This window comes from Phenylobacterium sp. LH3H17, from assembly GCF_024298925.1.
Taxonomy (GTDB): Bacteria; Pseudomonadota; Alphaproteobacteria; order Caulobacterales; family Caulobacteraceae; genus Phenylobacterium.
Map to the genome: position 1 here is coordinate 2,575,487 of NZ_CP101283.1, position 23,113 is coordinate 2,598,599.

The 23,113-nt window shown below is 68.9% G+C and carries 23 protein-coding genes and 1 riboswitch; of the genes, 13 read left to right on the plus strand and 10 right to left on the minus strand.

Translation table 11 applies throughout. From position 1 onward, the window contains the following. Nucleotides 1-136 precede the first annotated feature (136 nt). The gene (locus M9M90_RS12785; RefSeq protein WP_254833613.1) at nucleotides 137-1,210 is read left to right on the plus strand and encodes an efflux RND transporter periplasmic adaptor subunit; all 1,074 of its coding nucleotides are present in this window, start codon (nucleotides 137-139) and stop codon (nucleotides 1,208-1,210) included. A gap of 31 nt (nucleotides 1,211-1,241) precedes the next feature. Continuing rightward, nucleotides 1,242-4,490, plus strand: a complete 3,249-nt coding sequence (locus M9M90_RS12790; protein WP_254833614.1) for an efflux RND transporter permease subunit — start codon at nucleotides 1,242-1,244, stop codon at nucleotides 4,488-4,490. A gap of 161 nt (nucleotides 4,491-4,651) precedes the next feature. Here M9M90_RS12790 and M9M90_RS12795 read toward each other — a convergent pair whose 3' ends face one another. Then, nucleotides 4,652-6,415, minus strand: coding sequence for an ABC transporter ATP-binding protein/permease (locus M9M90_RS12795; protein WP_254837127.1), 1,764 nt, complete (start codon nucleotides 6,413-6,415; stop codon nucleotides 4,652-4,654). Nucleotides 6,416-6,515: 100 nt separating this feature from the next. Next, on the minus strand, nucleotides 6,516-7,169 hold the full coding sequence (locus M9M90_RS12800) for a hypothetical protein (RefSeq protein WP_254833615.1): 654 nt from the start codon (nucleotides 7,167-7,169) through the stop codon (nucleotides 6,516-6,518). A 224-nt stretch (nucleotides 7,170-7,393) separates the two neighbouring features. On the opposite strand from M9M90_RS12800, the gene M9M90_RS12805 reads away from it, so the two are divergent. Then, nucleotides 7,394-7,993, plus strand: coding sequence for a TIGR00730 family Rossman fold protein (locus M9M90_RS12805; protein WP_254833616.1), 600 nt, complete (start codon nucleotides 7,394-7,396; stop codon nucleotides 7,991-7,993). Between the two features lie 5 nt (nucleotides 7,994-7,998). Here M9M90_RS12805 and M9M90_RS12810 read toward each other — a convergent pair whose 3' ends face one another. From M9M90_RS12810 to M9M90_RS12825, 4 genes are all read right to left on the minus strand, one after another. Then, entirely contained in the window at nucleotides 7,999-8,514 is a 516-nt protein-coding gene (locus tag M9M90_RS12810) for a GNAT family N-acetyltransferase (protein WP_254833617.1), read from the minus strand. After that, on the minus strand, nucleotides 8,511-10,178 hold the full coding sequence (locus M9M90_RS12815; protein WP_254833618.1) for an NAD+ synthase: 1,668 nt from the start codon (nucleotides 10,176-10,178) through the stop codon (nucleotides 8,511-8,513). Before M9M90_RS12815 ends, M9M90_RS12810 begins: the two co-directional genes overlap by 4 nt. Nucleotides 10,179-10,388: 210 nt before the next feature. Next, complete coding sequence (gene dksA, locus M9M90_RS12820; protein WP_254833619.1) at nucleotides 10,389-10,817, minus strand: RNA polymerase-binding protein DksA; 429 nt, start codon at nucleotides 10,815-10,817, stop codon at nucleotides 10,389-10,391. A gap of 98 nt (nucleotides 10,818-10,915) precedes the next feature. Then, complete coding sequence (locus tag M9M90_RS12825) at nucleotides 10,916-11,347, minus strand: flagellar assembly protein FliX (RefSeq protein WP_254833620.1); 432 nt, start codon at nucleotides 11,345-11,347, stop codon at nucleotides 10,916-10,918. 211 nt (nucleotides 11,348-11,558) lie between these two features. Between M9M90_RS12825 and M9M90_RS12830 the strand changes: the two genes are divergently transcribed. The 3 genes from M9M90_RS12830 to M9M90_RS12840 are packed head-to-tail and all read left to right on the plus strand — an operon-like array spanning nucleotide 11,559 to nucleotide 13,437. Next, nucleotides 11,559-12,665 (plus strand): flagellar basal body P-ring protein FlgI, encoded by a 1,107-nt coding sequence (locus M9M90_RS12830; RefSeq protein WP_254833621.1) that lies wholly within the window; start codon nucleotides 11,559-11,561, stop codon nucleotides 12,663-12,665. After that, on the plus strand, nucleotides 12,665-12,982 hold the full coding sequence (locus tag M9M90_RS12835; protein WP_254833622.1) for a rod-binding protein: 318 nt from the start codon (nucleotides 12,665-12,667) through the stop codon (nucleotides 12,980-12,982). The genes M9M90_RS12830 and M9M90_RS12835 overlap by 1 nt, the downstream gene beginning before the upstream one ends. An 11-nt stretch (nucleotides 12,983-12,993) precedes the next feature. After that, nucleotides 12,994-13,437: a flagellar basal body protein gene (locus tag M9M90_RS12840; protein ID WP_254833623.1), complete on the plus strand. Its 444-nt coding sequence runs from the start codon at nucleotides 12,994-12,996 to the stop codon at nucleotides 13,435-13,437. Here the strand turns inward: M9M90_RS12840 and M9M90_RS12845 are convergent. Beyond that, nucleotides 13,434-13,781 (minus strand): helix-turn-helix transcriptional regulator, encoded by a 348-nt coding sequence (locus tag M9M90_RS12845; RefSeq protein ID WP_254833624.1) that lies wholly within the window; start codon nucleotides 13,779-13,781, stop codon nucleotides 13,434-13,436. The two genes, M9M90_RS12840 and M9M90_RS12845, sit on opposite strands and share 4 nt — an antisense overlap. Nucleotides 13,782-13,940: 159 nt before the next feature. Continuing rightward, a riboswitch (FMN riboswitch) is annotated at nucleotides 13,941-14,111 on the plus strand. An 89-nt stretch (nucleotides 14,112-14,200) separates the two neighbouring features. Here M9M90_RS12845 and M9M90_RS12850 point away from each other — a divergent pair. Both M9M90_RS12850 and M9M90_RS12855 read left to right on the plus strand, forming a co-directional pair. Next, nucleotides 14,201-14,698, plus strand: a complete 498-nt coding sequence (locus M9M90_RS12850; protein WP_254833625.1) for a 6,7-dimethyl-8-ribityllumazine synthase — start codon at nucleotides 14,201-14,203, stop codon at nucleotides 14,696-14,698. Nucleotides 14,699-14,706: 8 nt separating this feature from the next. Continuing rightward, nucleotides 14,707-15,132 (plus strand): PaaI family thioesterase, encoded by a 426-nt coding sequence (locus M9M90_RS12855; RefSeq protein WP_371876851.1) that lies wholly within the window; start codon nucleotides 14,707-14,709, stop codon nucleotides 15,130-15,132. Nucleotides 15,133-15,135: 3 nt separating this feature from the next. On the opposite strand, the gene M9M90_RS12860 is transcribed toward M9M90_RS12855, so the two are convergent. Beyond that, nucleotides 15,136-16,719 carry an ABC-F family ATP-binding cassette domain-containing protein gene (locus M9M90_RS12860; RefSeq protein WP_254833626.1) on the minus strand — a complete coding sequence of 528 codons (1,584 nt, stop codon included), beginning with the start codon at nucleotides 16,717-16,719 and terminating at the stop codon, nucleotides 15,136-15,138. Nucleotides 16,720-16,971: 252 nt separating this feature from the next. On the opposite strand from M9M90_RS12860, the gene ada reads away from it, so the two are divergent. From ada to M9M90_RS12885, 5 genes are all read left to right on the plus strand, one after another. Then, nucleotides 16,972-18,021, plus strand: coding sequence for a bifunctional DNA-binding transcriptional regulator/O6-methylguanine-DNA methyltransferase Ada (ada, locus tag M9M90_RS12865; protein ID WP_254833627.1), 1,050 nt, complete (start codon nucleotides 16,972-16,974; stop codon nucleotides 18,019-18,021). After that, nucleotides 18,018-18,749, plus strand: coding sequence for a 2OG-Fe(II) oxygenase (locus M9M90_RS12870; protein WP_254833628.1), 732 nt, complete (start codon nucleotides 18,018-18,020; stop codon nucleotides 18,747-18,749). The genes ada and M9M90_RS12870 overlap by 4 nt, the downstream gene beginning before the upstream one ends. A gap of 18 nt (nucleotides 18,750-18,767) precedes the next feature. Beyond that, nucleotides 18,768-19,238 carry a DUF1203 domain-containing protein gene (locus M9M90_RS12875; protein ID WP_254833629.1) on the plus strand — a complete coding sequence of 157 codons (471 nt, stop codon included), beginning with the start codon at nucleotides 18,768-18,770 and terminating at the stop codon, nucleotides 19,236-19,238. 63 nt (nucleotides 19,239-19,301) lie between these two features. Then, on the plus strand, nucleotides 19,302-20,507 hold the full coding sequence (locus M9M90_RS12880) for a dipeptidase (protein WP_254833630.1): 1,206 nt from the start codon (nucleotides 19,302-19,304) through the stop codon (nucleotides 20,505-20,507). Nucleotides 20,508-20,649: 142 nt separating this feature from the next. Further along, nucleotides 20,650-21,453 (plus strand): enoyl-CoA hydratase/isomerase family protein, encoded by an 804-nt coding sequence (locus tag M9M90_RS12885; protein WP_254833631.1) that lies wholly within the window; start codon nucleotides 20,650-20,652, stop codon nucleotides 21,451-21,453. On the opposite strand, the gene M9M90_RS12890 is transcribed toward M9M90_RS12885, so the two are convergent. Continuing rightward, nucleotides 21,450-22,265, minus strand: coding sequence for a hypothetical protein (locus M9M90_RS12890; RefSeq protein ID WP_254833632.1), 816 nt, complete (start codon nucleotides 22,263-22,265; stop codon nucleotides 21,450-21,452). The two genes, M9M90_RS12885 and M9M90_RS12890, sit on opposite strands and share 4 nt — an antisense overlap. 126 nt (nucleotides 22,266-22,391) lie before the next feature. Beyond that, a complete protein-coding gene (locus M9M90_RS12895; protein WP_254833633.1) occupies nucleotides 22,392-22,961 on the minus strand; it encodes an OmpA family protein in 570 nt (189 codons plus the stop codon). Nucleotides 22,962-23,113: the final 152 nt, after the last annotated feature.

Consider the following 23,113-nt stretch of genomic DNA (forward strand, 5'->3'; position numbering starts at 1 on the left):
CGCCTATCTGTCCGCGATTTCATTTGCGCTCGCAGAACGGTGGAATAACAAGGCGACGCAACCTATTTGGTGAGCTGGGGCGTGCGACCGGATTGGGACGGTCGCGACAATGCTGCTGCGCTCGGGGAACGGCTGGATGCGCTTAAAACCACAGTATCTCTTCGCCTTGATCCTGGTCGGGGTGCTCGTGCTCGCCTTCGTGGTGGGGACGATCATCAACGCCACGGCCAAGTCCGGGAAGGCCGAGGCCAAGTCCGCCGCCCAGACCAAGGCGGCCGATCCGACCGTGCAGGCGGTGCTGACGCCGGAAGTCGCCAAGCCCTATGTCGTCACGATCCGTGGCCGCACCGAGTCCGCCCGCAGCGTCGTGGTGAAGTCCGAAAGCGCCGGCGTGGTCGCCGCGGCCCCGGCGGTCGAGGGCTCCTATGTGCGCAAGGGCGCGGTGCTTTGCCGCCTGAACGTCGATGCCCGCCAGGCCACGCTCGACCAGGCGCGCGCCAATGTGCGTTCGCGCCAGCTGCAGCAGAAGGCCTCGGCCGACCTCGCCGCCAAGGGCTACCGTTCCCAGACCCAGGTCCTGCAGGACCAGGCCAATCTCGACGCCGCCATGGCGGCCGCGCGCCAGGCCGAGATCGGCGTGGAGCAGATGAACATCCGCGCGCCCTTCAACGGCGTGTTCGATAAGCGCGACGCCGAGATCGGCACCTATCTGGCGCCCGGCCAGGCCTGCGGCACCATGATCGAGCTGAACCCGCTGCTGATCGTCGGCGACCTGCCCGAGACCGAGGCCTCCAAGGTCCGGGTCGGGGCCAACGCCACGGCGCAGCTGACCTCGGGCGAGAGCCTGGCGGGCCGCATCCGCTACGCGTCGCGCGAGGCCGACGCCATGACCCGCACCTATCGGGTCGAGGTCACCGCCAACAACCCGAACCTGATCCGCTCGGGCCTCTCGGCCTCGGTCAAGATCGGAACGGGCGTGGGCCCGGCCCACCTGGTTCCCCTGTCGTCGCTGGTGCTGGACGCCAAGGGCCGCCAGGGCGTCCGCTACGTCCTCGACGACAACCGCGTGGCCTTCTCCCCCGTCACGGTGCTGGAGGAGACCCCGCAAGGCATCTGGGTGACGGGCCTGCAAGGTCCCGTCCGCATCATCACCGTCGGCCAGTCGTACGTGGCCGAGGGTCAAAAGGTTCGCGTGGGCGTCGCGCGCTAAGCGCGGACGCTCGCCGTAGGAGACTGGGCAGATGATCGGACCTCTGATCGACGGCGCGATCAAACGGCGCAAGGTCGTGCTGGCCGTCACCCTGATCGCCAGCATCTTCGGCCTGTTCGCCTATCTGGCGATGCCGCGGGAATCCAACCCGAACATCGACTTCCCCTTCATCTCCGTGGTCGTGCCCTATCCCGGCGTCAGTCCAGAGGACGCCGAGCGCCTGCTCGTGCGCCCGCTGGAGACCGAGCTGCAGGCGATCGAAGGCATCAAGGAGATGAACGCGGTCGCCCGCCAGAGCATGGCGATCGTCAATCTCGAGTTCGAGGCCGACTTCGACAAGGACAAGGCCCTGGGCGAAGTCCGCGCCAAGGTCGACCTGGCGCGCGGCGAGTTCCCGCCGGACGCCGAAGAACCGATCATCGAGGAAGCCAATTTCACCGGCGAGCCGATCATCGGCATCGTTCTGTCGGGGGCCGCCCCCGAGCGGACCCTGTTCCAGATTGCGCGTTCGCTGCAGGACCGCCTGGAAAGCGCGCCCGGCGTGCTGGAAGTCTATCTGAACGGCGGCCGCGAGGAGTTCCTCGAGGTCACCGTCGACCCGGCGCGGATGGAGGCGGCCAACGTCACCACCGGCGAGTTGGCCCAGGTGATCGGCCGCAACAACCAGCTGGTCCCCGCCGGAAACCTTGAGTCCTCCACCGGCAAGTTCGCCGTGAAGGTCCCGGGCGTGGTCGAGAAGCCGGAAGACATCCTGGCCCTGCCGATCAAGAAGAACGGCGACCGGCTGATCACGGTCGGCGACATCGGCGACGTTCGCCGCACCTTCAAGGAAGCCACCCTCATCACCCGCTTCAACGGCCAGCCCGCCTTCTCGGTGGACGTGGCGAAGCGGTCGGGAGCCAATATCCTCGATACGGTGAAGGAGGTCCGCAAGGTCGTCACCGAGGAGCAGAAGCGCTGGCCCGAGACGATCAAGGCCAACTACATCTTCGACGAAAGCGACTTCATCGGCCGCACCCTGGTGGTGCTGGAAAGCGGCCTGCTGACGGCCACCATCCTGGTCATGCTGATCATCGTGACCACCCTCGGCATCCGCCAGGGCCTGATGGTGGGCGCGGCGATCCCGGCCTGCTTCCTGCTCGCCTTCCTGATGCTGAACGCCAACGGCGTGACCCTGAACCAGATGGTCATGTTCGGCCTGGTGCTGGCCGTCGGCATCCTGGTCGATGGCGGCATCGTGGTGGTGGAGTACGCCGACCGGAAGATGGCCGAGGGCATGCCCAAGGAGGAGGCCTTCGCCGCCGCCGGCAAGCGCATGTTCTGGCCGGTGCTGAACGGCACCCTGACGACGCTTTGCGCCTTCCTGCCCTTCCTGTTCTGGAACTCGATCCCCGGCAAGTTCATGAGCTTCCTGCCCATGACCCTGTTCTACGTGCTGGGCGCTTCGATCTTCATCGCCCTGATCTTCACCCCGGCCCTGGGTTCGATCTTCGGCCGCAAGGCCGCCGTCGACGCCGAGCACCTGGCCGAGATCGAAAAGTCCGAGCGGGGCGACCCGCGCGAGATGAAGGGCTTCATGGGCTACTACGCCCGGATGATCGACGTGCTGGGCCGCCATCCCGGCCGCACATGCCTGGCGACGCTTGGCATAATCGTCGTGATCGTCATGGCTTTCAGCGCGGCCAAGAAGCCCTCCGAGTTCTTCCTGCAACAGGACCCGGAATGGGTGAACGTCTTCGTCAAGGCCCGCGGCAACCTCTCGCCCCAGGCGCAGGACATCCTGGTCAAGCAGGTCGAGAGCCGTCTGCAGGGGATCAAGGGCGTCAATTCGATCTTCGCGCGCACAGGCTCCAGCAGCCCCGGCGGCGGCCCCAACTCCGCGCCCAACGACACCATCGGACGCCTGAACCTCGACTTCGCCGAGTATGAGGAACGCCAGGCGCTCGGCCTGGTCGGCAAGGACATCGCCAACGAGGTCCGCAAGCGCGTCACCGACCTGCCCGGCATCGAGGTCGAGGTTCGCGAACCCCAGGGCGGGCCGCCCACCGGCAAGGACGTGCAGGTCGAGCTGCGCGGCCAGGATGCGGTTGCGCTGAATGCCGCGGCCGACATGGTCAAGGCCAAGTTCGCCAGCGATCGCGACCTCTATGAGATGGAGGACAACCGGACCTCCCCCGGGATCGAGTGGAACCTGGCGGTCGACCGCGAGGCCGCCGGCCGCTACGGCGTCGACGTGCTCTCGGTCGGTCAGGCCATCCAGTTCGTGACCGGCGGGGTGCTGGTCGGTCGCTTCCGCCCCGACGACGCCGACGACGAGCTGGACATCCGCGTCCGCTTCCCGCCCGAGGCGCGCAACGTGGCGGCCTTCGACACCCTGAAGATCCCGACCGCAAGCGGGCCGGTGCCGGCCAGCTACTTCATCAAGCAGATGCCCGCCCAGCAGGTGACCACCATCCAGCGCCGCGACGGCCAGCGCCTGGTGGTTATCCAGGCCAACACCATCGAAGGCGTGGCCGCCAGCCAGAAGATCGAGCAGCTGCGACCCTGGCTGGAGAAGGCCACGATCGACCCCTCCGTCCGCTGGAAGTTCACTGGCGCCGACGAGGAAGGCCGCGAGGCCGCGGTGTTCTTCATGACCGCCATGGCCGTTTCGCTGTTCCTGATGGGGGTGATCCTGCTCTGGCAGTTCAACTCCTTCTATGGGGTGCTGGTGACACTCTCGGCGGTGGCCCTGTCCACGGTAGGCGTGCTGCTGGGCGTCGTTGTCAACATCGGGCACACCTTCGACTACATCTCGGTGATCATGCTCGGGACCGGGGTCGTGGCCCTGGCCGGCGTGGTGGTGGGCCACAACATCGTGCTGGTGGACACCTACTATCAGCTCAGGCGCCAGGGTTTCCCGGCCGACGAGGCCGCGGTCCGCTCGGCCGCCCAGAGGTTCCGGCCGGTCATGCTGACCACCCTTGTGACGGTGGTGGGCCTGCTGCCGCTGATGTTCCAGGTGCACCCGAACTTCCATGGCTTCCACATGGAGTACAAGGCGCCCGGTTCGGAATGGTGGGTGCAGCTCTCGGGCGCCGTGGTCTGGGGCCTGTCCTTCGCCACCCTCCTGACCCTGATCCTGACGCCGGTCCTGCTGGCGGCGCCCAAGGTGGCCTCGCGTCGGTTCGCCTGGTTCTGGGGCAAGACGGGGGGCAGGGTCTTCAAGCCCCGCCAGACGCCGTCGCGGAAGCCCTCGGTGGTGTTCGGCGACGACGACCTGCCCAAGGCCGCCGAGTAGCGCGATCCAGATGCTCCCCCTCTGGGGGAGCTGTCAGCGAAGCTGATTGAGGGGGATTTTGACTCATCCCGCCGTGGATGAAGCCCCCTCCGTCACGCCGCTTCGCGACGCGCCACCTCCCCCAAATCGCGCTTCGCGCTGGGGGAGGATCTAGCGAGGCCTCAGACTTCCCGCGTCTGGCGACGCCAGAGGGCGGCGTATTCGCCGGCGTTCTCCAACAGTTCGGCGTGGCGCCCCTGCTCGACGATACGGCCGCGACGCAGGACCAGGATCAGGTCGGCGTCGACCACGGTGGACAGCCGGTGGGCGATCACCAGGGTGGTGCGCCCTTCCCTCACCTTGCGCAGGGTGGCCTGGATCGCTTCCTCGGTGGGGCCGTCGAGGGCGCTGGTGGCCTCGTCCAACACCAGGAAGCGGGGATCGGCCAGCAGTGCGCGGGCGATGCCCACACGCTGACGCTCACCGCCGGAGAGCTTCAACCCCCGCTCTCCCACCAGGGTCGCCATGCCGTTCGGCAGGCCATCGATGAAGCCGCCCAATTCCGCAGCCTCGGCCGCGGCGCGGACGTCGGCGGGGCTGGCCTCCGGCCGGGCGAAGGCGATGTTGGCGGCGATGGTGTCGTTGAACAGGGCCACGTCCTGCGGCACCAGAGCCACCGCCCGGCGCAGGGCCGATTGCTTCACCTGGCGCAGGTCCACGCCATCGAGGGTGATCCGCCCGCTCTGCGGATCGATCAGCCGCAGGGCCAGGCGCACCGCCGTGGTCTTGCCCGCGCCCGAGGGGCCGACCAGGGCCACCGTCGAGCCCGGCGCGGCCCGGAAGTTCATGCCGATCAGGCCCGTGGAGCGGGCGTCGTGGCGGAACTCCACGTCCTCGAACACGATCTCGGCCCCGCGCCCGGTGGCGGGCGGCAGGTCCCGCGCGTCGGGCGCATCGACGATGTCGGGCTGGAGCGCCGTGAGCGCCACCATCTGCTCCATGTCGATGAAGGCCTGGCGGATCTCGCGGTAATTGAAGCCCAGCATGTTGAGCGGGCCGTAGATGCCAATGAGCAGCAGGATGGCCATGGTGACGTCGCCGATCCGCATCCGGCCTTCCAGGACCTCGTAGCCGGCCATGACGGTCATCAGGGCCAGGCCCAGGTTCAGCACCACGGACTGGATGGCGTTCAGCATGGAGAGCGAGGTGTTGGCCTTCACGCCGGCCTTCACATAGTCGCCCATGGCCGCCGCGTAGCGGCCGACGGTGCGATCCTCCGAACCGAAGGTCTTCACGGTCTCGTAGTTCAGCAGGGCGTCCACCGAGAGGCCCGCGGTGCGGCTGTCGGCCTCGTTCAGCTCCCGCCGATGGGCCAGCCGCCAGTCGGTGATCTTGAAGGTCAGCACCGTGTAGATGACGATGGTGACGAAGGCGGTGAGCGCGAAGCGCCAGTCCAGCCGGGTGGCCATGACAATCATGGCCAGGACCAGCTCGATGGCCGTGGGGCCCAGGTTGAACACCACGCTGCGCATCAGGAAGTCGGTGGACCGCGCCCCGCGGTCGATGATCCGGGCCATGCTGCCGGTCTGCTTGCCCTGGTGGAAGTCCAGGGACAGGGCAAGCGCATGGGCGAAGGTCTCGGTCGCCGCCTTGGCCATGGTCGACTGGCTGACCACGGTGAAGATGGCGTCGCGGGCGTACGGCGCGCAGGCGGCGATCAGCCGAAGGCCGACGAAGGCGAGCGCAAAGGTCACGAAGCCGACCCCGACCTCGGCCACCGCCGAGGCTCCCACCCCAGGCGCCAGGGTGTTGATCGCTTCCCCCAGCGCCACGGGCGCGCCCACTCCGGCGAGCTTACCGACGAACACCAGGGCCAGGGACACGCTGACCCGCCATTTCAGGCCGGGCGCGCCCGAGCGCATCACCAGTCGGCCGAGATCGGCCATGGAGCGCCAGAAGTCGAACTTGACCGAGGCCGGGGAGATCGCGCCGGGAACAGCGAAGCCGCGCGCCGTGCTGGGGTGGGCGAAGGTCAAGTCAGGGCGCTCACTTCAGCAACAGGGTTGATTGCGCGCCGCCGCCCGGCGTCATCCAGTCGACCCTCAGACCCGACCCGACCTGGACCGCGCGGAACGGCCCGCTGGCCAGCGGCGGAGCGGAGGTGGCGTCGACGGTCACGGTGTTCTCGGTGGCGTCGCCGAATACGTCGACCTGGTGCGCGCCCGGCGGCAGGGGCTGGGTTAGCGCGATGGCGTAGCGGCCGGTGGAATCGGCGCGACCGTCGGCCGTCTGGCGGCCGTCGATATGAACGCTGAGCGCCGCCCCGGCCGGGGCCCGGCCGGAGACCACCGCCCCGCCCTCCCGGTCGAAGTCCACGGCGTCCAGGCCGTGCTGGCCGCGCGGACCGATGCGCAGGGCGCCGGCCCCGGCGCGCAGCAGCACCGGCTCTCCCTGGGGCGTGAGCAGCAGATAGCCCTCGCCCTGGGCCGTACGCGGGCCGCTGGCGGCCGAGATTCCGTAGATGCGGGCCTCGGGCGAGGCCGGCAGGGTGAGCCGCCAGACGCCCTTGGGGTCGGCGTTGGCGAAGATCGCCTCGCCGGCGGGCGTGGCCAGCCGCACCCTGGCGCCGGCCGGGGCCGTGCCAGACAACAGAAGGCTGGCGCCCTGGACGCGAGCGGCGGTGACGGCGGGGGGTGTCACATACGCGGCCTCCGGCGGCGCCTGGGGCGCCGTTCCGGGCACGATGACCGGTGGGGTCCCCTCGCCACACCCGGCGAGCAGAGCCAACAGGGATGCAAAGATAAGAAACGGCGCACGGAACACGACTTGCTTGAAACTCCTTAACCCGGATCATAGCTAATCGGACCTTCCAGGCGCATCCGCAAGCGCGCCCGGAATGGAATGTTCTCCCGGAGCCCAAGCGAATGGGGCCAAAGCCCGCCCATCTGGAATCGGTCTGCGTGTTCTGCGGATCGTCCGACGCCGCCGAACCGCGGCTGCTGGCCGACGCGGCGACCCTTGGCCGAGACCTCGCGGCGGCGGACCTGACCCTGATCTATGGCGGCGGCGGCGTTGGCCTGATGGGCGCCTGCGCCATCGCAGCCCACGAGGCCGGCGGCCGGGTGCTGGGCGTGATTCCGCATTTCCTGAAGGAGCGCGAGCGCCGGCTGGACGTGGTGGAGACCATCACCGTCAGCTCCATGCACGAGCGCAAGCAGATCATGTTCGAGCGCTCCGACGCCTTCGTGGTGCTGCCCGGCGGCATCGGCACCCTGGAAGAGGTGGTGGAGTTGCTGTCCTGGCGGCGCCTGGACCTGCACGCCAAGCCCGTGGTGTTCTTCAGTCCCGACGGCTTCTGGGAGCCTCTGTTCCAGCTCTTCCAGCACACGGTGGATCACCGCCTGACTCCTGGATCGTTCATGCGGAGCTGGATCTCGGTAGATCGGATCGAGGATGTGATCCCCGCCCTGGTCCAAGCGCCGGCCGACGTCGAGACGCCGCCGGTCGCCGCGCGGATGACCTGAGGCGCTCAGCGCTCCAGGAGGATCACGTCGCCATGGTAGCTGGTCCGCGCAAACTCGCGGAAACCGGCCTTTTCGGCCACCCGCAGCGACGGCGCGTTGTCGGGGCTGATCATGCAGACCAGGCGGCCATCGTCGAACCGCTGGTCGGCCCAGGCGAGCGCCGCGCTGACGGCCTCGGTCGCGTAGCCCTTGCCGTGGACCGCCGGCGACAGCGCCCAGCCCATCTCAGGGGTCCTTCCGAACGAGGGCGACATCTGGCGCTTGAAGTCGGCGAAGCCGACCTCGCCCACGAACCGTCCGCCGGCCTTCTCGCGCACGGTCCAGAAGCCGTAGTCCATCTGGTCCCAATGGCCGATATAGCGCAGCAGCCGCGACCAGACCTCGTCCAGCGCCGCCGGCTTGCCGCCGATGAAGCGGGTGACCTCGGCGTCGCCCCACATGGCCAGGCAGTCGTCCAGGTCGGCCTTCACATGGCCGCGCAGGATCAGGCGCTCGGTCTCGATGACGGGAGCGCGGCTCACACCTTGGTCACTTGGTCGCGGAAGCCGTTGACGATCGGATAGCGGCGGTCGCGGCCGAAGGCCCTGGCGCCCAGCTTCACCCCCGGCGCGGCCTGACGGCGCTTGTATTCCGAGTTGTAAAGCAGGCGCTGGATGCGCTCGACCGTTGCCGGGGCGTAGCCGCGGGCGACGATCTCATCCAGCGTCGCCTCCTCCTCCACCAGGCCGTGCAGGATGGCGTCGAGTTCCGCATATTCGGGCAGGCTATCCTGGTCCTTCTGGTCGGGCCGCAACTCGGCCGACGGGGCCTTGGTCAGGATTCGCTCGGGGATCGGATCGACCGCCACGCCATAGGGGTCGTTGGCGTTGCGCCAGGCGCAGACGGCGTAGACGTCGGTCTTGTAGAGGTCCTTCAGCACGTTGTAGCCGCCGCACATGTCGCCGTAGAGCGTGGCGTAGCCCACCGCCATCTCCGACTTGTTGCCCGTGGTCAGCAGCATCAGGCCGAGCTTGTTGGAGAGCGCCATGAGCGACAAGCCGCGCGCCCGGGCCTGGATGTTCTCCTCCGTGAGATCCGGGGCGCGGTTCTCGAAGTGCGGGGTCAGCATCTGGGCGAAGGCGTCGACGGCGGGCGCGATGGAGATCTCGTCCAGCCGGCAGCCGATCCTCCTGGCGCACTGCTCCGCGTCATCCAGGCTTTCCTGACTGGTGTATTTGGACGGCAGCATGAAGCACCGAACGTTCTCCGGTCCCAGGGCGTCAGCGGCCACAATGGCGCTGATCGCCGAGTCCACTCCGCCAGAAAGTCCAAGCAATACGCCAGGAAAACCGGATTTCCTGACGTAATCTCTCAGGCCCATGACCATGGCCCTGTAGATCTCTTCCGGTCCCGTCACCCAGTCGCTCATGGGCGCCTCGACGCAGGTCCAGCCGGCCTCGCCCTTCTCCCAGGTCGAGAGCGCCAGGGCTTCCTCGAACATGGGCAGACGCATGACCACCTCGCCCTTGGCAGAGAGCGCGAAGGAGCCGCCGTCGAAGACCAGTTCGTCCTGGCCGCCGACCTCGTTGACATAGACCAGCGGCAGGCCGGTCTCGGCCACCCGCGCCCTGGCCACCTTCATCCGCTCGTCGTCGGCGGTGCGGCGGTAGGGCGAACCGTTGGGGACCAACAGGATCTCGGCGCCGCGGGCCTTCAGGTCGCCGCAGACGCCGGGCTTCCAGATGTCCTCGCAGACCGGCGCGCCGATCTTGACGCCCTTCCACTCGAAGACCTCGGGACGGTCGCCGGGCTCGAACACCCGCTTTTCGTCGAAGACCCCGTAATTGGGGAGGTCGCACTTGAAGGCCAGGCCCTTGATCTCTCCCTCCGCGAGGAAGGCCAGCGCGTTGCGCGGCCGCGAGGCGGCGTCCTTGCCGGGCCAGATCACCCCGATCAGGGCCGCGGGCCCGTCCCGGGTCTCCAGGGCCAGCCGCTCGACGGCGGCCTGGCCCGCCGCCCAGAAAGCCGGCTTCAACGCCAGGTCCTCAGGGGGATAGCCGTTGAGGAACAGCTCGGAGAAAAGCGCGATATCAGCCCCGGCGGCGCGGGCCTGCGCCAGACGCTCTCGCGCCAGCGCCTCGTTGTGGACGATGGCGCCCACGGTGGGATTGGCTTGGATGGCGGCGATGACGAGACGTTTGGACATGCCAGACATTTAGCGTCGCAGTTGACGGATCGCTACTGGCCATGACGCTCGCCCGCACAAGGTGCTCCAGCGTGGCGGGACCTTCGTCGCTTGAGTTTCGCGCGATGGCTGTCGGATGGCGCCGGCCAATCGGCCGCGCCAGCCGCCACGCTCTGAGGCGGGCGGCGGCTCACGAAAAAGGAACCCTCCCCGCTCGGGGAGGGTCAGTCCTCAGTCGTCGCGATGAACGCGCTCGCGGCGCTCGTGGCGTTCCTGCGCCTCAAGGCTGAGAGTCGCGATCGGACGGGCTTCCAGACGGGCGACCCCGATGGGCTCGCCGGTGTCTTCGCAGTACCCGTACGAATTGTCCTCGATCCGGCGCAACGCGTCGTCGATCTTGGCGATCAACTTGCGTTGACGATCGCGGGTGCGCAGCTCCAGAGCCCTGTCGGTCTCCGAGGTCGCCCGGTCCGCGAGGTCCGGATGATTCTCTGTTTCGCTCTGGAGATGGACGAGGGTCTCGCGGGATTCCCGCAGGATGTCCTCTTTCCAAGTCAACAGCTTCTGCTTGAAATACTCAAGCTGACGCTCGTTCATGAATTCCTCGTCCTCGGAAGGACGATACTCGGGCTTGTCGGCCAACATTACCGCCGTGCTCATAGACGCCTCATGCCCCCTGGGAAACCGCCCCGACAACACGCGGAGCGCTTATACCAAAACAAAATCGGCTTTCAACGAACCTCGCTCGTCACGCGCGTTTAAGACGCAGAATTCGCGCGCTCAAGTTTGGCCAGTTCGACCGCCGCCCTCACCTCGATTTCGTCGAGAACGCCCGACAGGCGCTCGTCGTCGACGCTCTGGCGCTGATCGCGGACCGCCGCGCTCAACCGCTCCAGGTCGTCGTGCGAGACCTCGCCGGACAGCATGCCCAGCTTGACCTCGTCCAGAATATCCAAGATTCGCCCGGCCCTGCCGACGGCCCGGCGTCGGCGCTCGGTCGGCCCGCCGACGTCCTGCAGCGCGAGCAGCGCATCGACGCTCATCACCCCGCCCAGGGCGCTGGCGCGCGCGACCTGCGCGGGTCCGGCGGGTGCGGCTGGCTCGGGCAGACGGAAGCCGTCGCCGCCGGCCGGACGCGCTTTGCCGGGGCCTTTCGCCGATCCGACGCCACTCGTGCCACTGACCTTCATGGAGGCCCTTTACCGACGTTTCGCGAGTCAGTCTCGCTCCGCATGTTTAGGGTATGGTTAATGCCGGGCAATTTCTGCCGCCAACCCATGTGGCGTCCGGACGCAGCACCGCCTCGGCTATTGTTTTCATTGATTTTTGCCTGAAATCCCCGCTGGCACGCGGCTCGCATGGGCCTGGGTGAGCTCAAAGTCGCATTTGCGTCAGGATCCCATGCGTTCATCGTTCCGCGTCCTCAGCGCCGTCATCCTGGCCGCATCGCTCGCCGCGGGGCCCGCCGACGCCGGATCGCGGATCAAGGACATCGTCGAGTTCGAAGGCGTCCGCGAGAACATGCTGGTGGGCTACGGCCTCGTGGTCGGCCTGAACGGCACGGGCGACAGCCTGCGCAACGCCCCCTTCACCAAGCAGAGCCTGGAAGCGATGCTGGAACGGCTGGGCGTCAACACCCGCGACGCCAACATGAACACCAAGAACGTGGCCGCGGTCATGGTCACGGCCCGGCTGCCGGCCTTCGTGGCCGCCGGCTCGCCGATCGACGCCAGCGTCTCGGCCATGGGCGACGCCAAGAGCCTGCAGGGCGGCACCCTGCTGGTCACCCCGCTACTGGGCGCCGACGGCCAGGCCTATGCGGTCGGCCAGGGCACGGTGCAAACCGGCTCGATCGCCGCCGGCGGCGCCTCGGGCTCCTCGGTCTCCAAGGGCGTGCCCACCGCCGGGCGGATCGCCGCCGGAGCCATCGTCGAGCGCGAGATCGGCTTCCAGCTCGCCAGCATGAGCTCGATGCGGCTCACCTTGCGCAATCCGGACTTCAGCACCGCCGGCAAGATCGCCGGCGCGATCAATACCCGCTACCCGGGCTCGGCGCGGGCCGATAATCCCACCATCGTCACGATCAGCGCCCCGCGCGGCCAGGACATGGTCTCCTTCATCTCCCAGGTCGAAAACCTGTCGGTCGAGCCCGACGGCCCCGCCAAGGTGGTCATCGACGAGATCGCCGGCGTGATCGTCATGGGCGAGAACGTGCGCATCTCCACCGTGGCCATCGCCCAGGGCAACTTGACGATCACGGTGCGCGAGAGCCCGGCGGTCAGCCAGCCGGCCCCCTTCAGCCGCGGCGAGACGGCGGTGGTTCCGCAGTCGGACGTCTCGGTGGACGAGGAGACGGGCAAGCAGTTCCTCACCGTGAAGAACGGCGCCTCGCTCTCCACCCTGGTCTCGGGCCTGAACGCGCTCGGCGTCACGCCGCGCGACATGATCTCCATCCTGCAGACCATCAAGGCCGCCGGGGCCCTGCAGGCCGACATCGAGGTGATGTGATGGCCGACCTCGCCGCAGCCGTCGTGCCGCCGGGCCTGACCGCCGGCGCGCCAACCGCCGCCAGCACGGCCGAGCTGGCCAAGCGTGGCCAGATCGAGAAGACCGCCAAGGACTTCGAGGCCTCGTTCCTCTCGGTGATGCTGAACCAGATGTTCGCCGGCGTTTCGTCGGAGGCCCCCTTCGGCGGCGGCCACGGCGAGGCGATGTTCAAGTCGTTCATGTCCGACGCCATCGCCAAGAAGGTGACGGCCTCCGGCGGGCTCGGCGTTTCCGACGCCATCGGGCGGGAAATGCTGAAGCTTCAGGGTTTGAGTTAGGAGACCGCGCCATGGCGCTCGCAGCCACAGACGCCGACGACCGCGTCGGACAACTGATCATGCTGACCGAACGGCTCACCGAGCTGGTCGCGCTGGAGGCCCTGGCCTTCGAGCAGCGCCGCCCACAGGACGCCGCGGCCCACATTGAAGAGACCTCGAAGCTCGCCAACCTCTACCGGCACGAGTCGGCCCGGGTGCGGGCCGATCCCAGCATGGTGGCCAGCGCGCCCCTGGCCCAGCGCACCCGGCTGATCCGCGCCACGGAGGCCTTCGACTCCGTGCTCGCGCGCCAGGGCCGCGCCCTGGAAGCCGCCAGGACGATCACCGAGGGCCTGGTCCGCGCCATCGCCGACGAGGTGGCCGCCCAGCGCAACACCGGCACGGGCTACGGCGCCGGCGCCATGCCGAGCGCGCCCGGCTCGGCGACCTCGATCACGCTCAACAAGCGCGCCTAGCGGCCGCCGCCCTTGGCTGCGTCGGCCTTAATCAGGGCGTCGAGGGTGTCCAGCCGCCGGCTCCAGAAGGCCTGGTAGTAATTCAGCCATTCGGTGGCGTCGGCCAGGGGCTCGGCCTCGATAGAGCAGACGTGCGAGCGGCCCTGCACCCGGCGGCGCAGCAGGCCGGCGCCTTCCAGCACGCGCACGTGCTTGGACGCCGCGGCGAAGGACATGTCGAAAGGCGCGGCGAGTTCGCCGATATTGCGCTCGCCTTCGGCGAGGCTGCGCAGCATGGCGCGGCGGGTGGGATCGGCCAGGGCGTGGAACACCCCGTCGAGGGCGGGCGATTCATGCAAAACCATGCCCCTCAGTAGCGCTTTTCTCAGCAATGCTCAACCATTAGGTTGAGCATTCGGACTTCCGGCACGGCCGTTCACGAAGTCTCGATCCGACGATGTAAACACTTGTTTGAACCCCAAGGCTCCGCTTAGACTGGGTCATCACCGGGCCATTCCGGTGAAACGCGTTCTCAGGGCGGGGTGAAAGTCCCCACCGGCGGTGATGGCGTCCCTCCCCTTGCGGGACGGGCCGCACAAGCCCGCGGGCGCCTGGCTGGCCGTGAGGCTCGTCAGGGACAGCAGATCCGGTGCGAACCCGGAGCCGACGGTTAGAGTCCGGTTATGAGAACCGCTGACGGCAGGGCTCCGAGCGCATCCGCGCGACGAGTCGGTCGACGGCGTCTCCCTGAGTCGTGGTTCCAACCCCGATCAGGGAACTGACCATGACCCAAGTCACCTACGAACTTCCCACCGCCAACGGCGCTTTCCGCCAGGCCCGCATCGCCTTCATCCAGGCGGGCTGGCACGCCGAGATCGTCGACAACGCCTATCAGGGCTTCATCGCCGAGATCGGCCAGCTGGGCTTCGCCCAACAGTCCGTCGACCGCTTCGAGACCCCGGGCGTCTTCGAGATCCCCCTGCACGCCCAGACCCTGGCCAAGACCGGCCGCTACGCCGCCATCGTGGCCGCGGGCTTCGTGGTCAATGGCGGCATCTATCGCCACGACTTCGTCTCCCAGACGGTGATCTCGGGCCTGATGCAGGTGCAGCTCGCCACCGAGGTGCCGGTATTCTCCGTGGTGCTGACCCCGCACCACTTCCATGAGCACGAGGAGCATCGCGCCTTCTTCCGCGACCACTTCCTGGTCAAGGGGGCGGAGGCGGCCCAGGCTTGCGCCAAGACCCTGCATAGCCTCGCGCGGCTGGCGGCGGCGGCGTGAGGAGGGGGATGATGCACGAGACCCTCGCCGTCCCGCCCGGCTTTGCTCGGCACTTCCGCCAGAGCCCGCTCACAGATCCCTGGGAGCCGCTCTACAGCCGCAAGACGGAGGACGCGGTGATCCTGGGCCTCGTGGCGGAGGCGGCCCACACTAACAGCCGCGGCTTCGTCCACGGCGGGCTGATCAGCGCCCTGGCCGACAACGCCATGGGCCTGTCCTGCGCCCGATGCCTGGGCGACGGCGCCAGCCTGGTGACCGTGAACCTGACCCTGGACTTCCTGGGAACGGCCCGGACCGGCCAGTGGCTGGAATTCGCCACCATCTTCGTCAAGGCCGGCGGGACCCTGAGCTTCGCCCAGGCTTTCGTGACCGCGGACGGGGAACCGTGCGCCAGGGCCAATGCGGTGTTCCGGGTGGTGAAGAGGGCCGCCTGAGCCTTACCCAAGGACCAGCACTTCCTCGACGCCGACGGCGTCGAGGAAGTCGCGGTCGTGGCTGACCAGCAGCAGGGCGCCGTCATAGCCTCGCAACGCGGCCTCCATGGCGGCGATGGACTCCAGGTCCAGGTGGTTGGTCGGCTCGTCCAGGATCAGCAGATGCGGCGGTCGCTCCGACATCAGCACGCAGGCCAAGGCCGCGCGCAGGCGCTCGCCGCCGCTCAGCGAGGCCACGGCCTTTTCCGCCGACAGATTGCGGAACAGGAACCGCGCCAGGGCGGCGCGGGCGGCATTGTCGCTCGCCTCCGGATTCAGGCGGCGGAACGCCTCGACCAGGGTCTCCCCATTGCCCAGCAGGTCGGTGCGCTGGTCCAGCAGGGCCGCGCGCACGCCCGCCGTGATCTTGCCTCGCGTGGGGGCCAGTTCGCCGGTCGCCAGCCTTATCAGGGTGCTCTTGCCCGTACCGTTCGGGCCGGTGAGCGCCAAACGCCGCGGTCCGGTCATCCGGAACGAGACGCCCGACAGCAGCGGCGGCGCGCCGGGCCAGGCAAAGGCCACGTCCTCGAAGGCCAGGACGGTCTTGCCGGCGGCGAGTCCCGAGGGCGGCAGGTCGAAGGCCAGCCGCCGCAGGCGCTCCACCCGACCCTCGGCCTCGGCGAGGTCGGCGCCGGCCTCGGCGGCCTGGCGCTGGGCCAGCAGGCTGGCGCGCCCGCCGGAAATTTCCGCCCGCTCCTTCCTGGCGCCGAGCAGGATCTTCGGGGCGCCGCCCTTGGCCGCGTCGCGGCGGCCGGCGGCGTCACGGCGAGCCTTCTTCTCACGGGCGGCCTGGGCCTCGCGACCGACCCGCGCAAGCGCACGCTCGGCCTCGGCCAGGTCGCGGGCCGCCGCAGCCTCCTCCTCCGCCTTGCGCAGGACGTAGGCGTCGTAGGCGCCGCCATAGACCTTCGCCCCCAGGCTGGTCAGCTCGACGATCCGATCCATCCGGCGCAGCAGGCCGCGGTCGTGGCTCACCACGATCGCACCGCCCTTCCACCCGGCCAGAACCTGGGCGACCAGGGCGCGCGCCTCGGCGTCCAGGTTGTTGGAGGGTTCGTCCAGCAGCAGCAGGTCTGGCTCCGACGCCAGCAGGCCCGCCAGGGCGGCGCGGGTCGCCTGGCCGCCGCTGAGCGAGGCCGCCGGCCGTCGCGGATCGAGCCCCGCCAGGTCCACCTGGGCCAAGGCGGCGTCCAGCCGCGCCTCCAGGGTCCAGTCGGCCTCGGCGAAGTCGCCCTCCGTCCCCGCCCCCGCCTCGATGCGGGCGAGCCGCTCCAGGGCGCCGGCCAGTCCCAGCACCTCGGCGACGCTGGCGCCTTCAGGCGGCGCCACGGCCTGACGCAGGACGCCGATACGGCCGCGAACGCTCACCGACCCGGAGGCCGGCGCGAGTTCGCCGAGGATCAGGCCGATCAAGGTGGTCTTGCCGACGCCGTTGCGCCCGACGAGGCCGGTACGATCGGCCCCGAAGGCGAGGGTCAGATTGTCGAAAAGGCTGCGGCCGTCGGGAGTCTTATAGGACAGGCCATCGAGCGTGACGAAGTTGGGCATGGTCGACCGTGGACAGGTTGGCGTTCGGGACGAAGCGTATGTCCGGTGCGCGTTCCATGGTCGGGGCCTCCTTCGACGGTCGGGCCGATATAGGCGGCCGAGGCGGGCTTCGCAATTCGCGGTTTTCGGACGCTGCGTCCCGTCGGACCTTGCGACGATCCGCAGGGAGGCAGATTTGAAAGCAAGAGGCGGAGTTCGCCGCCGGTTCGCAGGGCCTATCCCATCGTCGACACGATCGATGGAGCAACCAAGATGCAGATCGCAACCGACGAAGACCGTTGGGCCGCCGTGCTGGCCAAGGACCACGCCGCCAACGACCTGTTCTTCTATTCCGTGCGCACCACCGGGGTCTATTGCCGCGCCTCCTGCGCGGCCCGTCCGGCCCGGCGCGAGAACGTCGCCTTCCACCAGACGACCGCCGACGCCAAGGCCGCGGGTTTCCGCCCGTGCAAGCGATGCCGCCCCGACGAGCCGGCGATGGCGGAGCGCCACGCGGCCATGGTCGGCGAAGCCTGCCGCGCCATCGAGGCCGCCGAGGAGGCACCCAGCCTGGCGGCCCTGTCCAGCCTGGCCGGGATGAGCCCCTATTACTTCCACAGGGTGTTCAAGTCGATCACCGGGGTCACCCCAAAGGCCTATGCCGAAGGGCTCCGCACCCGGAAGGTGCGCGAGGCGCTCACGGCCGGCGGCACGGTCACCGGGGCGATCTACGACGCGGGGTTCAACTCTGGCGGCCGATTCTACGCCAAGTCGGCCCAGGTGTTGGGCATGACCCCCACCCGCTTCCGCGCCGGCGGCGAGACGGCGACGATCAGGTTCGCCATCGGCGAGTGCTCGCTGGGCGCCATCCTGGTGGCGGCAACCGAGGTCGGAATCTGCTCGATCCTGCTGGGCGACGATCCCGAGGCCCTGGTCCACGACCTGCAGGACCGCTTCGATCGGGCGACGCTGGTCGGGGCCGATCCCGAATTCGAGGCCCTGGTGGCCAAGGTGGTGGGCTTCGTCGAGCAGCCGGGCCTGGGCCTGGATCTGCCGCTGGACGTGCGCGGCACCGCCTTTCAGCAACGGGTCTGGCAGGCGCTGCGCGACATCCCAGCCGGCGAGACCGCGGGCTATCTGGACATCGCAACGAAGATCGGCTCGCCCAAGGCGGTCCGCGCCGTGGCCCAGGCCTGCGCGGCCAACCACATCGCTGTGGCCATCCCGTGCCACAGGGTGGTTCGCACCGACGGGGCGCTATCCGGCTACCGCTGGGGCGTTGAGCGCAAGCGCGCCCTGCTGGACCGCGAGGCCGCGGCATGAGCGCCATCACCGTCGCCCCGCGCTCGGTTGAGGGCCGCATCGCCACCCTCGACTGGCCGGCCGCTCTCGCCAGCCTGGACGCCCAGGGCAGCGCCATCCTGCCGGCCTTGCTGAGCCCGGAGGAATGCCGCGCGGTGGCCGCCCTCTACGCCCAGGAGGGCGGGTTCCGCAGCCGGGTGGTCATGGGCCGCCACGGCTTCGGACGGGGCGAGTACCGCTACTTCGCCTATCCCCTGCCTGACCTCGTGGCCGACCTGCGCGCGGCGCTCTACCCGCAACTCGTGGACATCGCCAATCGCTGGAACTCCCAGATGGGGATCGCCGTCCGCTATCCCGACGACCATGCCGCGTTCCTGGAACGCTGCCACGTGGCGGGCCAGACGCGGCCCACCCCCTTGCTGCTGCAGTACCAGGCCGGCGACTACAACTGCCTGCATCAGGATCTCTATGGCGAGCACGTCTTCCCGCTGCAGGTCGCGGTGCTGCTGTCGGAGCCCGGCGTCGACTTCACCGGCGGCGAGTTCGTCCTGACCGAGCAGCGACCGCGCATGCAGTCGCGCGTCGAGGTCGCGCCCCTGCGCCAGGGCGACGCCCTGGTCTTCGCCGTTCACCACCGGCCGGTGCAAGGAACCCGCGGGAGCTACCGGGTCAATCTGCGCCACGGGGTCAGCCAGGTGCGCAGCGGCCGTCGCCATACCCTGGGTGTGATCTTCCACGACGCCCTCTAGTCCTTTCGGAGCAAAGCCATGTCCTTCGTCATCACCGGCCTGGCGGTCGAGGAATTCCGTCCGCTGTTCGGGCTTTCCGACGCCGACCTCGCCGCCCGCGGTATCATCCGCCAGACCGCAACCGCCCCCGTCGGCTTTCCCTGCCGCATCACCCTGCAGGACGCCAAGGCCGGCGAGACCCTGCTGCTGCTCAACTACGAGCACCAGCCCGCCGACAGCCCCTATCGCTCGCGACACGCCATCTTCGTCAACGAGTCGGCCACGGAGACCTGCCGCGCGGTGGACGAGATTCCCGGATGCCTGGCGGTGCGCCCCTATATCGCTTTGCGGGCCTATGACGCGGCTGGGATGATGACCGCCGCCGAGATCTCGTCCGGCGCGGATCTGCCCCCCGTGATCGACCGGATGCTCGCAGATCCGCAGGTCGCCTATCTGCATGCCCACAATGCGGGCCGCGGCTGCTTCGCGGCCCGGATCGATCGCGCCTGAGGCTTGCGAAGCACGCTTCGAAACGTGAAGGTTCGCCCTCGTTCATTTCGGGGAGAGGCGTTGGTGTTCAAGTTTTGTCTTCCGCTCGCGGTCCTTCTGGCGGGCGCGGCGCCGGCGCTCGCCGCCACTCCGGCCACCAAGGTCCTGCACGAAAACCTGATCGTGCTGGACACCCATTTCGACACGCCGGCCAATGCCGCGGTCGCGGGCTTCGACATCCGCGCACGACACACGGCCGCCGACGGCAGCCAGGTGGACTATCCGCGCATGGTCGAGGGCGGGGTCGACGGCGGCTTCTTCGTGATCTTCACGCCCCAAGGCGCGCGGGGCGTGGCCGGAAACGCCGCGGCGCGCGACCATGGCCTGCTGCGCGCGGCCGTGATCCGCGAGATGGTGGCCAAGAACGGCGACCTGTTCACCCTGGCCACCAAGGCCGAGGAGGCCCAGGCCATCTCCAAGGCCGGCAAGCGGTTCGTCTATATCAGCATCGAAAACTCTTCGCCGGTGGCCGGCGATCTCTCCCTGATGAAGACCTTCTACGACCTGGGCGTGCGGATGATGGGGCCCATCCACGTCCTCAACAACGACCTGGGCGACAGCGCCACCGATCCGAAAGGTCCCGAATGGGGCGGCCTCTCGCCCCTGGGCAAGTCGTTCGTGGCCGAGGCCAACCGACTGGGCGTCCTGATCGACGCCAGCCATTCGTCCGACCTGGTCCTCGACCAGATCCTCGAACTCTCGAAGGCGCCGATCATCCTGAGCCACACCGGCGCCAAGGCGGTCTACAACCACCCGCGCAATATCGACGACGATCGGCTGCGCGCCTTGGCCGCCAAGGGCGGGGTGATCCAGATCAACGCCTTCAGCGGCTACATGATCGACGTGCCGAAGAACCCCGAGCGCGACGCCGCCTTGCTCGAACTGACCAAGACCTATGGGTCCCCGCGCGACGTGCGCGCCGACAAGCGTGAGGCCTACAGGGCCGCCCGCGCCACCATCGACGCAAGATATCCCCAGCCGCGCGCCAATATAGACCACCTGGTGAAGCACATCCTGCACGCGGCCGAGGTGGCCGGTAAGGACCACATCGGCCTCTCCGGCGACCTGGACGGCGGCGGTGGGGTCGAGGGCTTCAACGACGTGGCCGACTATCCGGGCCTGACCGAGCGCCTGGTCAAGGCAGGCTTCAGCAAGGACGACCTGGCCAAGTTCTGGGGCGGCAATGCCCTGCGCGTGCTCAAGGAGGCCGACCGGCTGAAGGGCCAGTAGCCGTGAGGCCGCTCATCCCGGCTTTGTGAGACAGGCGGCTCGCTTGCGCACCAGCGGAGGCGGGCGTCCTCGCTATCCAGGCCGCGCTTGCCTGACGTTAGGGCCAGGCGTTCAGCTAGCCGCTCCAACCAGGAGCCGGTCCATGTACGAGCATCTCGACCTTCGCGCCGACGGCGATGTGATCTGGGCGACCATGAACCGGCCCGAGCGGCTGAACGCCCTGAACCGCAAGTTGGTGGAGGAGCTGCGCGACTTTTTCGTGGGCCTCTACTGGCGACGCGACGTTCGGGTGGTGGTGCTGAGCGGCGCCGGCGGCGCCTTCTGCGCCGGCCTCGACCTCAAGGAGCGCAACACCGCGGCGCCGGGCGGGCGCTCGGTGGGCGCCTCGCTCACCGGCCAGAGACAGATCAGCGAGATCGTCATCGCCATGCGGCGCTGTCCGCAGCCGATCATCGCCTGTGTCGACGGGGCGGCCAGCGGCGGCGGCTTCGCCCTGGCGCTGGCCTCCGACGTCCGCATCGCCACCCCGCGCACCCGCATGAACGCCGCCTTCATCCGCATCGGTCTCACCGCCTGCGACATCGGGGTGAGCTATTTCCTGCCACGCATGGTGGGGTCATCGGTCGCCGCCGAATACATGCTGACCGGCCGCTTCATCGAGGCCGAGCGCGCCTACCAGCTTGGTTTGGTCAGCCGGGTGGTCGAGCCGGCCGCCGTCCAGGCCGAGGCCCAGGCCTTTGTCGCCGACATGCTGAACGCCACGCCGCTCGGCCTGCGCCTCACCAAGGAGGCGCTGAACCACGCCATCGACGCGCAAGGCCTGGAAGCCGTCATCGCCATGGAGGATCGCAACCAGATCCTCGCCAGCCTGGACGGTGACTTCGCCGAGGGCGTGACCGCCTTCCTCGAGAAGCGGACGCCCCGCTACGAACAGCGCGACGGCTAGTCGCCGCGCCGGCCGCCGGAGCGCGCGAACAACAGGTCCGACCAGCGCCAGCTATCGGATCCGACCACCAGACGCGCGGAGCCAGGCTCGTCGCGCAGAGTGATCAGCACCAGGCCGCGCATAGGTTCGGACCGGCAGGCCGCGGGCGCGAAGCCGACCTCCCACATGATCACCTCTCGCACGGCGGCGAGCCCGCCGCCCTCCTGGCTGGGATGGCGCACCCAGTCGCCGTTCCAGACCATGATCGGCCGGCCGCCATGGGCCTTGGCGACAGCAGCCTGAACCATGGCGTCCTTGCGCAGGGCGGCCTGCAGCCGCCGCAGCATGTTGCAGTCGCCCCCGCCAGTCGGCGAGCCCGAGCCCGCCGTCGCCGCGCCGGCGAGTTGCGCATCGCTCACCTCGACCCCCTTGTCCTGGCTCGGGGCGTTCGCCGCCGGCAGGGGGACGATCGTGCGGGGCGCGGGCGTCTGCCGGAACGCGGTGCGCTTTGGAGGGGACTTGGCCGGGGCCGGCGGCTCGGGCTTCAACGCCGGCGCCGGCGGGGTCGCCGCTTCCTTCGGAAGGGGGACCTCGACCTTGGGCGGCGGCGGAGGGGTGAACAGCTCCACCGTGATGGGTTCGGGATCGGGCGCCCTGGGCGCCGGCGGCTCGGGCGAAAACACGGTCAGCACGATCGCCAGGTGCAGCGCGATGCTGAACGCCACGACGATCGCATGCCGTCGCTTGGCGAACCGCTGGCGCGTCCGCGTCGCCAGGTCCCACAGGTCCCGCGGCGCCTGATCCACGGCCGGTTCCTGACCGGGGTCGCTCATGCGGCTGCTCCGGCGCCGCCGCCCTGGTCAGGGCGCGCGCCTATCTGGGTTCGCCTGATCATGCGGGCTCCAAGTGTCGTCGCCGCCCCTAGATCACGCTCAGGCGCCCGGATCGTGGCAGGGCGCCTAGGCCAGGACGATCAGCACCACCCGCCGATTGGCCTGCCGGCCGGCCCGGTCGGTATTGGGGGCCACCGGCGCGTCGGCGCCGTAGGAGATGGTCCCGACCCGATTGAGCGCGACGCCCTGCTGGTTCAGGTAGCGGCGCACCGCCTCGGCCCGCTGCTCGCCCAGGCGATAGTTGCCTTCGGGCGAACCGGTCGAGTCCGTGTGGCCCTGCACCTCGATATAGACGTTGCGGTTTTCGCTCTTCAACCTGGCGACGAACGCGTCGAGTCGAGCCGTGGCCTCGGGCGACAATGTCGCCTTCGACACCTCGAACTTCATGCTGTCGTCGGACAGCACCTCCGAATAGACGAACTTGCCCTCCGCCAGCTTGCCCGCCGCGGTGGCGCGCTCCAGCGCCTCACGGCTGGTCCGGTCCAAGCCGACCAGACGCGTCTCGTGGCCCGCCACCTTGCCGTCGACCAGGCCGACCTGCTGGTTGACGTAGTCCTTGGTGGCACAGCCACCCAGGGTCACGACGCCCAACAGCGCCGCCGCCGCGACCGCCAACTTCGACGCATGCGCGTTCATGAAGATCCCTCCGCCTCGGTTCATCCGAACCGCCGTTAACCTTTTCAATGACCGAGTCCATCGGCTTCGAAAAGGACGGATTGCAGGGCCGGCGAACTGTGAGGCAGGGCCGAGCCGCCCGCCGGGGCGGGGGCTCAACCTCAAGTCGCGCG